Here is a 17,702-nt window from a genome sequence, read left to right on the forward strand (position 1 = left end):
TAAATCTCCTTTTTGTCTGCTTTTCTAATAAAATGCAATAGTGATAGATTATTTCAATTTATTTACTTGTGTATTTACGTCATTAATCGCATGAAACACCTCATCCACTTCTTTGGTTTGCATTTCAATGCTGGCATATAACTCTTCTGTTTGTTTATGTACATTTCCAACTTCTAACGCGATTTCTTGACCATATCTTGCTTGGTCATTCGTCGCTATCATCATTTGTTGAACCATTTCTTTAATACTACTAATATTGCGAACGATTTCTTCGGCAGTAAGGGCCTGTTCCTTGGTGGCGTTTGTCACAGAGCTTGTTTGGGAAGTGACATTTTCAATTGCCTCTACGATGGCTCGACCTCCTTTTGCTTGTTCAGCCGTAGCGATACTGATTTGTTGAACCTGACCCTTAGTATCTTGGATGCCTTTTACGATTTCTTCAGCCGTGATCGACTGTTCTTTTGTTGAATGCGTCATTTCTGTTGCTTGTTTCGTCACATTCTCAACCACATTTATAATAAATTCGCTTTTCTTCGTTTGTTCTACCGTAGCATTGGCAATTTGGGTCATTTCCTCCGTCACTTGGGCAATACCTTTAGAAATTTTCTTGAATGCAAGATTAGTCTTTTCTGCTAATTGATTTCCAACTTTTACTTTCTGCTCACCTTCTTTGATCGAAGTAACGGCTACAGCGGTTTCATTTTGAATATCTTTGATTCGAACTGCAATCTCTCTTGTTGCTTTTGCAGACCTTTCAGCAAGTATACGAACTTCATTAGCTACAACTGCAAATCCTCTTCCATGTTCTCCCGCCCGTGCCGCTTCAATCGCAGCATTGAGAGCTAACAGATTAGTTTGATCCGCTATATCATCGATGACTTCGATAATACTGCCGATCTCTTCAGAACTTTTTCCTAAGTTCTCGATAACAGCGCTTGCCTGGTTAATCACTAGTGAAATTTCTTTCAGCCCAATTAATGTTTCATTCAGCGAGGCGGTTCCTTCAAGTGCATCATTCTCAACAGAATGACTTAGTTGGTTAACTGTTTGAGCGCTTTCTGCCACTTGCTTGATTGATACGACCATTTCCTCGACTGTTTCAGAAGATTGTTCACTAGTTTGGTGCAAACTAATAGCATTTTTGCTTACACCTTCAATGGAATTGCTCATTAATTCAATTGCCTTTGAAATTTGTTCTACACCAACACCAGCATTTACAGAGTTTCTAGCTACTTGTTCGATTGAAACCATCATTTCTTGAATGGCAGCAGATGTTTCTTCTGTAGATCCATCCAACTGAACTGCACTACCTGCTACTATATTAATAGAAGCACTCATTTGTTCCACCGCTGTAGAGATTTCATCCACACCAGAAGCAGTTACATTCGTATTCCCCGCGACCTGATTAATAGATGCAACAAGTTCACTCACTGAATCATTTGCTTTATTCATCGAAGTATCTAATTCTTGGGCACTACCAGCGGTTTGATCAATAGATTTTTTTATTTCAGTTGTAGCATTTATAGTGATATCTACATTATTAACCACCCCTCTTACAGAACGACCAATAAGTTTAGTAATTACAAATGCAATTATGATGCTTAAAAGGGTAGCTATTACAGAAATAATAATAATATTAGTAGTAGCACGGGATGTGTCTTGTTCAGAATTTTTTATTGAAGCAGAAATATCTCTATTAGCGCTAGTCGTAAGGTCATTTAGAGAAGTGACGGTTTTTTCTCCCAGAGGTGCTAATATATTTATCTTTGCATGGACATATTCATAATTGTTGCCTCTAGATTCCTTGTAAAAAGAGGGAAGCATGGTAAAGTATTCTTCCGCATTATCGCTGAACTCAGCTAATAACTTTTTATTTTCATCAGGAAGATTTAGTTTATTCACTTCTTTTATATTCTTTTTAACGTTTAAAATTTCTTTATTAACAGCTTGTTCCATTTTTGCTTTATCTTCTGGGGCACGCTCATAAGCATGCTTTTCAACATAAAGTCGAACACGAGTAAACTCCTCTTTTAAACTACCTATTAATTCAGCTTTTTTGACTTGAGTATTTCCAATAAAATGTTCATTTTCACTTAAAACGTTGATATTTTTGTAAGAAACAATCGATATTGACACTAATAATAATAGGATGAAGATAAATCCACCCCAAATTCTCACAGTCATTGATACTTTATTCCACATTTTTTACTCACTCCTTTTTCCGATTCAAATCAATCTTTATCATTAATAAAGCATTAATAATTTCTATCAGTACATCTAAATTTGTGATGTCTTCCAGTAAATTTTCGTATTTAGTAGTAAAAATAAAATGTCGTCCCCGAAGAAGAGGAATATATATATCATATTACCATAATTTTTCAGTATAGATTCAAACATTTTTTGATAGTTTTTGTTTATTTGGTGTTTTTAATAAAAAACTCATCCATCAAAAACAAATTGAGCGAATCTATTCCATCTTAATTTTTTCGACGTAATAGAAAAAATGCCTTCGCAAATTCTGCGAAGGCATTTTTTTCATAATCCTATTATTTTAGCTTTACTATTTGTGTATTTACCTCTGTAATTGCCTGTACTACCTCGTCCACTTCTTTAGTTTCAGTTTCGATACTAGCGTTTAATTCTTCTGTTTGTTTCTGAACATTTCCAACCTCTAATGCGATTTCTTCACCGTACCTAGCTTGGTCATTCGTCGCTATCATCATTTGTTGGACCATTTCTTTTATACTGCTGATATTGCGAACAATTTCTTCTGCCGTTAGGGCTTGTTCCTTGGTGGCGTTTGTCACAGAGCTCGATTGGGTGGTGACATTTTCAATCGCTGCTACAATTGCTTGACTGCCTTGTGCTTGTTCTGCTGTTGCTAGACTGATTTGTTCAACTTGTTCTTTTGTATTATTGATACCGATTACAATTTCTTCAGCCGTAATTGTTTGTTCTTTTGTAGAATGTGTCATTTCTGTGGCTTGCTTCGTCACATTCTCAACCGCTTGGGTGATGAATTCACTATTCTTCGTTTGTTCTTCGGTGGCTTTAGCAATCTGGTTCATTTCCTCTGTCACTAGGGCGATACCTGCAGATATTTTCTTAATTGCTTGATTCGTTTTTTCCGCCAATTGATTTCCAACATCTACTTTCTGTTCACCTTCTTTAATTGAGGTGATGGCAACAGCGGTTTCCTTTTGAATATCTTTGATGAGGACAGCAATTTCTTTTGTTGCTTTTGCAGACCGTTCAGCAAGTTTACGGACTTCATCAGCAACAACCGCAAATCCCCTTCCGTGTTCTCCAGCTCGTGCGGCTTCAATCGCAGCATTGAGTGCTAATAGATTGGTTTGATCAGCGATATCATCAATGACTTCGATAATACTGCCGATTTCTTCTGAACTTTTTCCTAAGTTTTCGATTACATCGCTTGCTTGGTTAATCACTTGAGAAATTTCTTTCATCCCATTCAATGTTTCATTCAGTGAGATCGTTCCTTCAAGGGCATCATTCTTAACAGTGTTGCTGAGGTGGTTAACCGTTTGCGCACTGTCTGCAACTTTCTTAATCGATACGACCATTTCTTCCACTGTTTCATAGGATTGTTCAGCCGTAGTCGTTAAATTAATGGCATTTTCACTAACCCCATTAATGGACTTGCTCATTAATTCAATGGCCTTTGTGATTTGTTCTACACCTGTACCAGCGTTTCCAACGTTCATTGCTACTTGTTCGATAGAAGCCATCATTTCTTGAATAGCGGAAGATGTTTCTTCGGCAGAAATATCTAAATGGTCTGCACTAGCTGCCACCAAATTAATAGATGCACTCATTTGTTCCACTGCAGCTGAGATTTCATCCACACCAGAACCCGTTACATTGGTGTTCCCTGCTACCTGTTGAATCGAGGCAACAAGTTCACTTACGGAATCATTTGCTTTGTTCATTGAGGCACCTAATTCTTGTGCACTAAAAGAAGTTTTATCAATCGATTTTTTTATTTCAGCAACCGATTTACCGGTGGTTTCTACATTATTTACAACTCTAATAACTGCGAGACGAATAAGTCTCGTAATAAAGAATGCTATTAAGATGCTAAACAGGATCGCAACAACAGAAACGACGATAATTTGAATATACGAACGAGTTGAATCCTTTTCGGCTTGATTGATAATCCCATTGGTGTCCTTTTGAACATTTTTAGAAACTTTATCAAGTGCATCAATCGTCATATCCCCTTGGTAGGCTAATACCCCCAAGCTTCCATGTGTTGTATAATAATCATTGCTACTTGATTTTTTAAGAAAAGATGGAATAACATGAGCGAAATTTTCAAATTCTTTGTCGAACTCTTTAAATAATTGATTATTTTTATCAGAAGATAATTTTTTGTCTATTTCTTTTATTTTTTTTCTTACTATTACGATGTCTTCATTAACAACCTTTTCTAATTTTGCTTTATCATCATCACTTTGTTCATAAGCGTGCTTAGTTGCATTAAGACGAATCTGAATAACTTTTTCTTTTAAGTCTCCTATTAATTGAATCTCTCGTACTTGAGTTTTTCCTATGTATAGCACATCATCGCTTAAAACGTTTATTTTATTATATGAAACAATCGATATGGATGATAACAATAAAAGAATGAATATAAAACTTCCCCATAGTTTTATATTCATATTTATGGCCACTTTCCTAGATAATTTTTTTGGAACTTTACTGGTCATTTTATGGATTACACTACTAAACCATTCACTTAATTCTTTGCTTGATCCTTTTCTCCACATTTTTTAGCCTCTCCTCATACGGATAATATTAATTCTTTCAATCAATACCCTAATAATTTTTCCGCAGCCACCAAAATAGTCCGAAATACAACTACTAACCGCTCCATTTCGATAGCTTCAGTAGCCATATCACAAATATTACTAGTTTGATTAACAATCAAAGAAATTTGATACCCACATATATAACAATATAGAAACCTATTTATACCTTATATTACCATGATTTTTAAATATTTCATCAAATTTTTTTGATGGTTATCTACTTTCTATCAAAAAGTGATTAAAAAAACGCCTTCGAAAATTTGCGAAAGCGTTTCTGCAATTAAAAATACTTTACTTAAGTTTTAAAATTTGTGTATTTACCTCCGTGATTGATTGAACTATCTCGTCCACTTCTTTTGTTTGAGTCTCAATGGTTGTATTTAACTCTCCCGCTTGTTTCTGAACATTTGCAACCTCTAACCCGATTTCTTGACCATATCTTGCTTGGTCATTTGTAGCAATGGTCATTTGTTGAACCATTTCTTTAATATTACTAATACTGTGAACGATTTCTTCTGCAGTTAGGGCCTGTTCTCTCGTTGCATTCGTCACAGAGCTAGATTGGGTTGTGACATTTTCAATAGCTTCTACGATGGCACGACCGCCTTTCGCTTGTTCAGCTGTTGATATCCTGATTTGATGTACCTCATTTTTTGTATTTGTAATTCCTTTAACAATTTCTCCCGCAGTTATTGATTGTTCCTTTGTAGAATAGGTCATTTCTGTTGTTTGCTCTGTAAAGTTCTCAACCGCTTTGGTAATGAATTCGCTGTTCTGCGTTTGTTCTTCCGTGGCTTTGGCAATGAGGTTCATTTCTTCTGTTACCCTAGCAATTCCTTCAGAAATTTTCTGGATTGCTTGATTTGTTTTTTCTGCCAATTGATTTCCAATTTTTACTTTATCAGCACCCTCAGTGATAGATGTAACAGCAACAGCCGTTTCATTTTGAATCCCTTTGATGAGGACAGCAATTTCTTTTGTTGCTTTTGCTGAACGTTCGGCTAACTTACGGACTTCTTCGGCCACAACCGCAAATCCTTTTCCATGTTCTCCGGCACGTGCAGCCTCAATCGCTGCATTGAGCGCTAAAAGATTCGTTTGATCGGCGATATCATCAATAACTTCGATAATACTACCGATTTCTTCAGAACTTTTCCCCAAGTTCTCCATTACATCACTTGTTTGGTTTATCACCTGAGATATTTCTTTCATCCCATTTAATGTTTCATTCAAAGAAACTGTTCCCTCAAGGGCATCATTCTTAACAGAGTTGCTAAGTTGGTTAACGGTTTGTGCACTGTCTGCAACTTTTTTGATGGATACGACCATTTCCTCCACTGTTTCGGAAGTTTGTTCAGCAGTTTGATTCAAACTAACTGAATTCCTGCTTACCCCTTCAATGGACTTGCTCATTAATTCAATTGCTAATGAGATTTGTTCCACGCTAGCGCCTACATTACCAGCGTTACCAGCGACTTGTTCGACAGAAACCATCATTTCTTGAATAGCCGAAGAGGTTTCTTCAGCTGATGAAGCTAAATGGTCTGCACTTCCCGCTACTAAATTAATAGACGCGCTCATTTGTTCTACGGCAGCGGAGATTTCATCAACACCAGAAGCGGTTACATTCGTGTTCCCTGCTACCTGTTGAATAGAAGCCACAAGTTCGCTGACCGAATCGTTTGTTTTGTTCATCGAAGCATCTAATTCTTGTGCACTAATCGCGGTTTTATCAATAGATTTTTTAATTTCAGTAACAGAATCCGTCGTAATATCTACATTTTTTACAACCCCATTAACTGTACGGCGTATAAGTCTAGTCATAAAGATGGAAATGATAATACTAAATAGCACTGAAACAACAAAAGTAATTAGAATTTGATATATGGCACTAACAGCATCTTGGCGAGAATATTTGATGATAGTATTGTTATATTTGTCGATACCTGCTTCTACTTTAAAAAGAGAAGTGTTTGCTTTTTCCCCAAGACTTGTCATTATGGCCATCTGTGGTTTTATAATATCATAATTATTGGTTCTTGAATCTTTAAAGTAAGTTGGTGTAGTAGCGAGCCAGGCCTCAAAGTTTTTGCTGAACTCTGCTAAATCTTTTTTAGTTTGACCATAAACTAGTATTTTATCTAGTTCTTTAATATTCTTTCTTATTTTTGCGACTTCGGAATCCATAGCCTGTTCAATTTTCACTTTACTTTCTTCATCTGGCAGATACACATGCTTGACTACAAAGAGGCGCGTACGTGTTTGCTCATCTTTTAAGTCTCCTAATATTTTATACTTAGAAACTTGTTTATCCCCAATAAATTTTATTTGGTTACCTAAATAGTAAATGTTGTTATAAGCAGCCACAGCAAGTGTTGTTAAGAATAATATGATGATGATATAACTACCCCATAGTTTCACATTCATGGATAATAACCTTTTTGTTTTACTTGATGCTTTACTAATCATTATTAAACTTCTCCTTCTATTCTAATAACTTTTATAACTCATTTTTTATTTCTTTCAATTCATCTAAATTCGTTGTGTCTTCTAGTAATTTTTCGATGTCTAAGAGAATGATCAATCGTTGGTCTAGTTTAGATATTCCCAACAGGTAAGAAACATCTTTTTCCTCCATTAGGTTTGAGTGTTGAATTGTGTCCGGAGCAATATCCAACACGTCCGTAGCAGCATCGACGACAAGTCCAATTGCATTATCATCCGTCTGAACAATAATGATTCGCATGTCATCGGTCGGTTTTATTGTTTCCCGTATCAGCGCTGTCCGTACGTCGACAACAGGTATCACTTCATCTCGTATCGTTGTAACTCCTATCACATGGGCCGGCCGATTTGGATAGGGAGTAATAGCCTGCATTCGTTCAATGGAAACGACCTGTTTAATATGTACCCCATACTCTTCCTGACCTACTTTAAATATGAGTGCCTTAAAATCTTGTAACGTGATCTGATCCTTCATACGATCCCCCTTTTCTTTTTAAAAAATCGAGTAGCTCTAATCCACAAGCATATTTTGTTAGTTACTCTCCGCCTTCATCAATTCCGCTAATTTTAACAGTATGATCAAACGACCGTCGATTTTGGCGATACCTCCAAAATAGTCGGAATCAAAACCACTTGAAGAAATGGCTTCAAGTGCTTCAGGAGCCACATCAATAACATCGCTAGTTTGATCAACAATTAGCCCCAATTCGATGTCCTCAAATTTTGTGATAATCACTCGTGTCTTATCAGTGTATTTTGCCTGTCCAAGGTTTAGCTTGCCTTGCAAGTCAATAACAGGAATGACATTTCCTCGAAGATTGAAAACACCTTTTACAAATGATGGTGCATTTGGAACCCTTGTGATTTGATCGATTCGTTCGATGGATTGCACATATTCAATGTCTAATCCATACTCTTCTTCTCCCAATATAAAGGCGACTATTTTAAACATTGTCATTGAAAAGGACCTTCCTTTCTAATTAATAAATTGATTGGAATCTATAATTAACGCCACTTCTCCGTTTCCAAGGATGGTCGCACCTGAAATAGCAAATTGGTTGGGTAAGAAGCCTCCTAAAGATTTTAATACTACCTCTTGTTGTCCTAGCACGGAGTCAACCACTAACCCCACTGTCTTATTTCCCTTTCGAACAACAACAATATATAGCTCTTGTTCTTTGAACTCTGATTCAACAGCTGGAACATTGAAAACTTCGTTTATATAAATTAACGGAACGACCTGTTCTCTGAATTGAATCACTTTTTGTCCATGAAGGGTTGATACTTGTTCAGGTGTTATCATCGTAATTTCCACAATCGAACTAAATGGAATCGCGTATGTTTCTTCTTCCACTTTCACTAACATAGAATTAATGATAGATAAGGTTAACGGCAGTTGGATGTGAAAAATAGATCCTTGTCCTGGTGTCGAATCAATACTGATTACACCACCCAATGATTCAATTTTGGTTTTAACGACATCTAGGCCCACTCCCCGACCAGAAATATCTGATATTCTTTCTGCCGTACTAAATCCAGAAGAGAGTATCAAGGCATAAATTTGTTGATCTGTAAGCGATTTAGCTTCCTCTACCGTTACCACACCCCGTTCAATCGCTTTATTCAGGACTTTTTCACGGTTAATGCCTTTCCCATCATCGACAACTTCGATAAACACATGGTTTCCACCATGATATGCCTTCAAAAAAATCTTTCCCTCTTCGGGTTTTTTGCTGGCTAATCTTTCCTCCGTAGACTCAAGCCCATGATCTAAGGCATTGCGGAGGAGATGGACCAAAGGATCTCCGATCTCATCAATGACCGTACGATCTAATTCTGTCTCTTCACCTTCCACCACCAATTGAACTTTCTTGTTTAGCTCTTTTGCAAGGTCTCTTACCATCCGCGGGAATCGATTAAATACCTGTTCCACTGGAACCATGCGCATGTTTAAAATGAGATCTTGTAAATCTGTCGATATACGAGTCATGTGCTCCACTGTCTCAGTCAGTTCGGAAAGCCCTGACTTCCGGGAAATTTGTTCTAGTCTTCCACGATCAATGATTAATTCGCTAAATAAATTCATTAAATGATCTAGTTTTTCAATATCTACCCGAATTGATTTTGAACGTTGTTTTTTCTTGCTTTCACTCGCATTTTCATTAATTTGAGGTTGGTTGGTTTGAACAGTTTCTGAAACGTCTCTGATAGCTGGTTTTTCCGCTACCAATTCTTGATTTATTCTTTCAGTTACGGTGACTTCTTTTATTTCTGAGACATTAGCAAGTTGTTTTTGTATTTCTTTCATGTCGCGCTGTGACAACAGCATAAGGGTAAAGGAATTAACAAAATTTTCTTCTTCTATTTCTTCTACAGGTGGATCGGTCTTAATAATCTCACCAAGTTCTTCAGCAACTTGAAAAACCATGTAGGCACGTACCGATTTCATCACGCATCTTTCATCAAGTGTTACAGTGATTTGATATACGGTATTGCCCATCAGCCTTGCTTCGTTAATCAAGGAATTTTGAAACTCATCAAGCACTAGTTCCGCAGTAACGGCCACCTCACTAGAGGCGTCAACAAGGTCTATGTCATAGGAAACAGAAGGATTTTGAATCTTTGCGAGCTGGAATAGGATGTCCGTTACATTTTCTTTTCCATCGCCTCCTTGCTCGATGCTGTAAACCATTTTTTCGATGAAATCCACACACTTAAATATGACATCCATAATTTCTGGACTGATATTCAATTGTGAATTACGGAGAAGATCTAGGACTGTTTCCATTTCATGAGTCAATGAGGCCAGGTCTTCGAATCCCATAGTACCAGCCATTCCTTTAAGCGTGTGTGCCGAACGAAAGATTTCGTTTATGATGGCTATGTTTTCTGGTTCCGTTTCCAGTTTTAACAATTCGTCATTTATTGCCTGCAAATGATCTTTTGATTCCTCGATAAACATTTCTAAATAATTATTTAAATCCATTTCAAACTCCCCTCGCTAAATAGCATACAAAAGTAGTACCCAAGGAAATTGGGGGTTAATATATATTGTAGAAATCAAATATATACCTCATATTACCATATATTTTGACTTTACATTTGATTTTTTTGATAGTTTTTTAGTTTTGTTGCTTTTTGTTTAAACTTATTAGAACAAGCTGTTTTTGACAAAAATACTATTTTTAATCAAACTAATTTTTCACAATGCCGTATTACCAATATATTTTTCACATTTAAACGAATAAACGCCTCCGCTACTTATGCGAAAGCGTTTTATCCCATAGACAATTATTTTAGTTTTATAATTTGGGTATTTACCTCAGTGATTGCTTTTACTACCCCGTCTACTTCTTTAGTTTCAGTTTCAATACTAGCATTTAATTCTTCTGTTTGTTTCTGAACATTTCCAACCTCTAATGCGATTTCTTCACCGTACCTAGCTTGGTCATTCGTCGCTATCATCATTTGTTGGACCATTTCTTTTATACTGCTGATATTGCGAACAATTTCTTCTGCCGTTAGGGCTTGTTCCTTGGTGGCGTTTGTCACAGAGCTCGATTGGGTGGTGACATTTTCGATTGCTGCTACAATTGCTTGACTGCCTTGTGCTTGTTCTGCTGTTGCTAGACTGATTTGTTCAACTTGTTCTTTTGTATTATTGATTCCGATTACGATTTCTTCAGCCGTAATTGTTTGTTCTTTTGTAGAATGTGTCATTTCTGTGGCTTGCTTCGTCACATTCTCAACCGCTTGGGTGATGAATTCACTATTCTTCGTTTGTTCTTCCGTGGCTTTAGCAATCTGGTTCATTTCCTCTGTCACTTGGGCGATACCTGCAGATATTTTCTTGATTGCTTGATTCGTTTTTTCCGCCAATTGATTTCCAACAGCTACTTTCTGTTCACCTTCTTTAATTGAGGTGATGGCAACAGCGGTTTCCTTTTGAATATCTTTGATGAGGACAGCAATTTCTTTTGTTGCTTTTGCAGACCGTTCAGCAAGTTTACGGACTTCATCAGCAACAACCGCAAATCCCCTTCCGTGTTCTCCAGCTCGTGCGGCTTCAATCGCGGCATTGAGTGCTAATAAATTGGTTTGATCAGCGATATCATCAATGACTTCGATAATACTGCCGATTTCTTCTGAACTTTTTCCTAAGTTTTCGATTACATCGCTTGCTTGGTTAATCACTTGAGAAATTTCTTTCATCCCATTCAATGTTTCATTCAGCGAGATCGTTCCTTCAAGGGCATCATTCTTAACAGAGTTGCTGAGGTGGTTAACCGTTTGCGCACTGTCTGCAACTTTCTTAATCGATACGACCATTTCTTCCACTGTTTCATAGGATTGTTCAGCCGTAGTCGTTAAATTAATGGCATTTTCACTAACTCCATTAATGGACTTGCTCATTAATTCAATGGCCTTTGTGATTTGTTCCACACCTGTACCAGCGTTTCCAACGTTCATTGCTACTTGTTCGATAGAAACCATCATTTCTTGAATAGCGGAAGATGTTTCTTCCGCAGAAATATCCAAATGGTCTGCACTAGCTGCCACCAAATTAATAGAAGCACTCATTTGTTCCACTGCAGCTGAAATTTCATCCACACCGGAAGCGGTTACATTCGTGGTCCCTGCTACCTGTTGAATCGAGGCAACGAGTTCACTTACCGAATCGTTTGCTTTGTTCATAGAGGCATCCAATTCGTGTGCACTAATAGCGGTTTTATCAATTGACCTTTTAATTTCAGTAACCGATTTAGTGGTGGTGTCAACATTATTAACAACTCTAAAAACGGCGCGACGAATGAGTTTAGTCATAAAAAATGAAATACTTATGCTAAACATCATGGCCACAATGGAAAAGACAATGATCTGTTTTGTCGAGCTAGCCGCTTGTTTTGCAGATTCTGTAAGAATATCCTTATTATCTTTTTGAATACTTATAGCCAATTGATTCAACGAAACGATAGTGTTCCCTTCATAGTTTGCCAATATAGCCATCTGTGATTTTGCTGAATCATCATCATTTCTTCTAGACTGTTCATAGAAAGATGGGATATAGGAAACCAATTTTTCAAAGTTTTTACGGAACGCTGTTAAATTTTTTTTATTTTCTGCATCAAGATTTAGTTTCTCTATCTCATCTAAGTTTTTTCTTACTTTTTCGATGTCACCATTAATAAATTTCTCTAACTTTGCTTTATCTCCTTCATTTTGTTCAAATACGTGCTTAGCTGCATATAAACGAACATTAGTCACCTCTTGTTTTAAATTTCCTATTATTTCAATTTTAGGCACTTGTGTATTTCCTAAATAAAGCATTTGATTATTTAAATGGTTAATATTATTGTAAGAAACAAAAGTTATAGATCCTAAAAATAATAGGATGGTGATATAACTACCCCATTGTTTCACATTCATAGACAACTTATTCATTACTTTACTAAATGCCTTACTTGATGCTTTACTAAATGCCTTACTTGATGCTTTACTAAATGCCTTACTTGATGCTTCACTTAATACCTTCCATGACTTTTTACGAAACATTATTTACGCTCTCCCCCGTTCAGAATAATTTTACTTTTTGTAATTTATCGATATATATCTCATCTTAGCATAATTTTTGACTTTTTATCCAAATTTTTTTGATAGTTTTTACTTTTGAATATTTTTCGCAAGATCAACAATGATTTTGATACAAGATTTTTTTATCAATCAAAAAATATAAGATAAAGAATAACTTTTTAGGGGTAACAGCATAAAACGCCTCCACAATTTCTGCGAAAGCGTTTATCCTTGAAATGAATTATTTTAGTTTTATAATTTGGGAATTTACATCATTGATTGCATGTACTACTTCGTCCACTTCTTTAGTTTGCGTTTCTATGCTAGCATTTAATTCTTCTGTTTGTTTCTTAACATTTCCAACCTCTAACGCGATTTCTTGACCATATCTTGCTTGGTCATTCGTGGCAATCATCATTTGTTGGACCATATCTTTAATACTACTAATATTGCGGACGATTTCTTCGGCAGTAAGGGCCTGCTCCTTTGTTGCGTTTGTTACAGAACTGGATTGGGTTGTGACATTTTCTACTGCATTAACGATCGCATGACTGCCTTTTGCTTGTTCGGCCGTTGCCATGCTAATTTGTTGAACCTGTTTCTTTGTGTTGGTTATGCCAACTACGATTTCTTCAGCCGTAATCGATTGTTCATTGGTAGAATACCTCATTTCTGTTGCTTGCTCCGTCACATTCTCTACCACTTTTATGATAAATTCGCTATTCTTCGTTTGTTCTTCCGTTGCATTGGCAATTTGATTCATTTCCTCTGTAACTTGGGCGATACCAGCAGAAATTTTCATGATTGCTTGATTCGTTTTTTCCGCCAATTGATTCCCAATCGTAACCTTATGAGCACCATCTTTGATAGAGTTGAGGGCAATTGCCGTCTCATTTTGAATTCCTTTAATTAGGAGAGCAATTTGATTGGTTGCCATTGCAGATCGTTCAGCTAGTTTTCGTACTTCTTCTGCAACTACCGCAAATCCTTTTCCTTGATCTCCCGCACGTGCTGCTTCAATTGCGGCATTTAGGGCCAATAGATTGGTTTGATCGGCGATATCATCGATGACTTCGATAATGCTGCCGATTTCTTTAGAACTTTTTTCTAGGTTTCCCATCACATCACTTGTTTGGTTAATAACCTGAGAAATTTCTTTCATTCCATTTAATGTTTCATTCAAAGAAAGTGTTCCTTCATGAGCATCATTCATAACAGTGTTGCTAAGTTGGTTAACGATTTGTGCACTGTCAGCAACCTTCTTAATAGAAACAACCATTTCCTCTACCGTTTCGGAAGATTGTTCAGCAGTTTGGCACAAATTAATCGCATTTTTGCTTACCCCATTGATGGACTCGCTCATTAATTCAATCGCTAAGGTGATTTGTTCCACACTTGCGCCCACATTACCTGAATTACCAGCCACTTGTTCGATAGAAGCCATCATTTCTTGTATTGCAGCTGATGTTTCTTCAGCAGAATTATCTAAATGACTTGCACTTTCTGCCACTAAATTAATAGTAGCACTCATTTGTTCAATCGCTGCAGAGATTTCATCTACTCCATTTGCCGTTAAATTGGTGTTCCCTGCAACCTGCTGTATAGAGGCAACAAGTTCACTAACAGAACCGTTTGCATTATTCATAGAAGCATCTAATTCATGTGAACTTGTGGTGGTTTTATTAATCGAATTATTAATTTCTGTAACAGAATTCGTGGTAATTTCAACATTTTTTACTACCCTATTGACAGCACGACTAATGAGTCTAGTCATAAAGAAGGCAATAAAGACGCTAAAGAGAGAACCGATAACTGATAGGATTAATATTTCATAATTAAACCTATTTGAATCTTCATTGGAATCTTTGAGGGTAGCCTTGGCATTTTTTTGGGCATCCATATAGAGATTATCAAGCGAAGTGACGGTTTTTTCTCCAAGAGGTGTCATTAGCTCTATTTGTGTATGTATTGTATCATAATTGTTCTTTCTAGATTTTTCGAAGAATGATGGAAGAACACCAACATATTCTTCAAAGTTTTTGTTAAACTCTGATAATAATTTTTGATCTTGTTCAGATTGGCTAAGTAGATCCAATGCCTTTATATTCTTTCTTACATTTGTAATATCTTCATTTACGAAATTTTCCATTTTTGTTTTATCTACTGAGTTGTGCTCAAATGCTTGCTTGGTTGTATTTAAACGAATACGTGTAAACTCTTCTTTTAAGGTTCCTACTAATACAATCTTCGGCACATCTTTTTTTCCAATATTTTGAGTTTGATCTCTTAGATGGTTTACATTATTGTAAGAAACATCGGTTACAACCACAAAAAATAATATAACAATGATATAACTACCCCATTGTTTCACATTCATTGACACATTTCTCAACATATTTTCCCTCTCCTATTTCAGTTTCAAATAACTTAATATCCTTTTTAGTGAGAAGTTTCATCCTTCCCATTAAAAAACTGATTGGAATTAAAATTTATCATTCCCCTCTTCGTTGACAAGGATTTTCCTAATTGGAATAAGCAAATAGATTGTTTAAAAAATCCGAAAAATTATGTATGAAAAAAATATATTCACCTCATATTAGCATAATTTTTTACATTTTAAACATTTCTTTTTGATTCGTTTTTGATTTTTTGTTTCATATTTGAATTTTTTTTAATATGTTAGGTGGTTTGAGAGGCATTTCTTTTCTATCAAATAAAAAGTTTTCGTCTGAATAATTCTGAATCAATAGAAAAAGCGAGGGTGACCAGACACGATCACTTCTCGCTTTTTTCTTTTAAATAATGAGATATGTAACCACCAGTTATACCATCACGTTCCTGGCTTGGATCTCTTTTTTCATTTTCTTCTTTAATCCCAACTTGATTAGCTAACCTATTAAGAGTATCCGTACAGCTTGAACATTTTCTCCCTTTTTGAATCATATTTCTACACGATTCGCAAGGATATGATAGGTTAGGGAAGTTATCCACCAGGATTCGACCTGCCCAAATAAATTGACGGATTTGAGTAACCGAGACGTCAGTTGCGTCGCTTAATTCTTGAAGCGTGATACCAGTATGTTCACGCAAGTAAGCGGCAGCCTTCAAAAAATCATCTTCTTGTTTTTTATAACAGACGTCACAAATATTTCTTATACGTAGGAAGAGCTTGCCGCATTTTGGACAATTAGTCAATTGTGGTGTACCCAAATGTCTCCCCCCTTTTTGTGTTTTTTACTTAATATTGTTAAGCAAAGAATTCGAGGGTAAATCTAAATTCCTAACACTTTAGTGATTGAGTCAATTACCCGATCCGCTTGGAAAGGTTTCACAATAAAATCTTTCGCACCCGATTGAATCGCCTCTAATACCATCGGTTGTTGTCCCATAGCCGAGCACATAATAATCTTAGCTTGTGGATAAATTGCTATTATCTCCTTAACAGACGTAATTCCATCCATTTCAGGCATCGTTATGTCCATCGTCACTACATCGGGCTGTAGTTCACGATATTTTTCTATGGCATCTGCACCATTCACTGCTTCTCCAACAACTTCCAGTCCATTCTTGTTTAAAATATCTTTTAACATCATGCGCATAAAAGCTGCATCATCAACGATTAATACCCTTGACATATTTGCTCCTCCAATATTCATTGTTGAAATTTACTTGGTCATTTTGGTTAGACGATCGATAGGGCTAATAATGTCTGTGATACGTACACCAAAGTTTTCCTCGATCACGACCACTTCCCCTTTGGCTATTAACTTGTGGTTAGCAAGTATATCAACTGGTTCTCCTGCCAATTTATCCAATTGTATTACAGCTCCCGGCCCCAATTCAAGGATTTTGCGGATTTGCATTTCCGTACGCCCTAACTCCACCGTAATTCCCAATGGAATATCAAATAACATGTCGATATTGCCTACACCAGAACTGGCTCCACTGGCAACTGGTGTCTCTGAGAAACTCGCATATTCGACTTTTTGTACTTTAGCATTTTCCGAATTCTGTGTTGGCTTTTGTGGAATCGACCTTCCATCAAACTGCGAAGTGGGTGCGGTTGTGGTAACCGCTTCCTGATTGGGAGCAACTACTGCTTCCTCCAAAACCGAATTTTTCACGACTGAACCTTCCTGAAAAAGAATTTTATTGATCATTTCCTTTCCGAATGACAAAGGAATTAACTGTATCATATTGGAATCTATGAGGTTGCCAACCTTTAAACTGAAGGAAACCTCGATAATAATGTCATCCTCCAAGTGTTCTAATTTTTTTGGTGGAAAACCGAGTACATCAATAGACGGTGGCGAAATATCCACTTTTTGTTTAAACAAAGTCGACATGGATGTAGCTGCTGACCCCATCATCTGATTCATAGCTTCTTGAACGGCACTTAGATGCAATTCCGTAAGTTCAAGGTCCACCCCAGTACCCTCACCGCCCATCATCAAATCAGCAATGATTTTCGCATCATCTTCTTTAATCATTAACAGATTTTTTCCGCGGATACCTTCCGTATAATCCACGTGCACGGCCACATTCTTTTGCTGTATTCCCTCTTCCATTCGATCCCGCTCAATAACGGCCATTGTAGGGGTAGTAATTTCTACCCTTTGATTTAAAAGAGTGGAGAGAGCCGTAGTAGAACTTCCTAAAGATATATTACCAATTTCCCCTAATGCATCTTTCTCCATGGAACTCAAAAAATCATCGATAGAAATAGCTCGTTTTGTATCTGTTGGATTGAACAGTGCATTGATCTCTTCTTGAGATAATAAACCATCGCCCATC

The 17,702-nt window shown here is 36.6% G+C and carries 11 protein-coding genes; all 11 read right to left on the reverse strand.

Annotation, left to right across the window (positions count from 1 at the left end; all coding sequences use genetic code 11):
- Nucleotides 1-48: 48 nt before the first annotated feature.
- A complete protein-coding gene (locus tag M5A78_RS00250; protein ID WP_248733286.1) occupies nt 49-2,202 on the reverse strand; it encodes a methyl-accepting chemotaxis protein in 2,154 nt (717 codons plus the stop codon).
- Between the two features lie 344 nt (nt 2,203-2,546).
- Complete coding sequence (locus M5A78_RS00255; RefSeq protein ID WP_248733287.1) at nt 2,547-4,790, reverse strand: HAMP domain-containing methyl-accepting chemotaxis protein; 2,244 nt, start codon at nt 4,788-4,790, stop codon at nt 2,547-2,549.
- A gap of 333 nt (nt 4,791-5,123) precedes the next feature.
- Nucleotides 5,124-7,301 carry a HAMP domain-containing methyl-accepting chemotaxis protein gene (locus M5A78_RS00260; protein WP_248733288.1) on the reverse strand — a complete coding sequence of 726 codons (2,178 nt, stop codon included), beginning with the start codon at nt 7,299-7,301 and terminating at the stop codon, nt 5,124-5,126.
- Between the two features lie 31 nt (nt 7,302-7,332).
- Nucleotides 7,333-7,812: a chemotaxis protein CheW gene (locus M5A78_RS00265; protein ID WP_248733289.1), complete on the reverse strand. Its 480-nt coding sequence runs from the start codon at nt 7,810-7,812 to the stop codon at nt 7,333-7,335.
- Nucleotides 7,813-7,869: 57 nt separating this feature from the next.
- Nucleotides 7,870-8,295 (reverse strand): chemotaxis protein CheW, encoded by a 426-nt coding sequence (locus tag M5A78_RS00270; protein WP_248733290.1) that lies wholly within the window; start codon nt 8,293-8,295, stop codon nt 7,870-7,872.
- A gap of 18 nt (nt 8,296-8,313) precedes the next feature.
- Nucleotides 8,314-10,323, reverse strand: coding sequence for a chemotaxis protein CheA (locus tag M5A78_RS00275; RefSeq protein ID WP_248733291.1), 2,010 nt, complete (start codon nt 10,321-10,323; stop codon nt 8,314-8,316).
- 305 nt (nt 10,324-10,628) lie between these two features.
- Nucleotides 10,629-12,890: a HAMP domain-containing methyl-accepting chemotaxis protein gene (locus M5A78_RS00280; RefSeq protein ID WP_248733292.1), complete on the reverse strand. Its 2,262-nt coding sequence runs from the start codon at nt 12,888-12,890 to the stop codon at nt 10,629-10,631.
- 259 nt (nt 12,891-13,149) lie between these two features.
- Nucleotides 13,150-15,303: a HAMP domain-containing methyl-accepting chemotaxis protein gene (locus M5A78_RS00285; RefSeq protein ID WP_248733293.1), complete on the reverse strand. Its 2,154-nt coding sequence runs from the start codon at nt 15,301-15,303 to the stop codon at nt 13,150-13,152.
- Between the two features lie 380 nt (nt 15,304-15,683).
- Nucleotides 15,684-16,118 (reverse strand): flagellar protein, encoded by a 435-nt coding sequence (locus M5A78_RS00290; protein WP_248733294.1) that lies wholly within the window; start codon nt 16,116-16,118, stop codon nt 15,684-15,686.
- 62 nt (nt 16,119-16,180) lie between these two features.
- Entirely contained in the window at nt 16,181-16,543 is a 363-nt protein-coding gene (locus M5A78_RS00295; protein ID WP_248733295.1) for a response regulator, read from the reverse strand.
- A gap of 30 nt (nt 16,544-16,573) precedes the next feature.
- The gene (gene fliY, locus M5A78_RS00300; protein WP_248733296.1) at nt 16,574-17,701 is read right to left on the reverse strand and encodes a flagellar motor switch phosphatase FliY; all 1,128 of its coding nucleotides are present in this window, start codon (nt 17,699-17,701) and stop codon (nt 16,574-16,576) included.
- Between the last annotated feature and the right edge of the window lies 1 nt (nt 17,702).

It is taken from the genome of Neobacillus rhizosphaerae, from assembly GCF_937468385.1.
Taxonomy (GTDB): Bacteria; Bacillota; Bacilli; order Bacillales; family Cytobacillaceae; genus Neobacillus; species Neobacillus rhizosphaerae.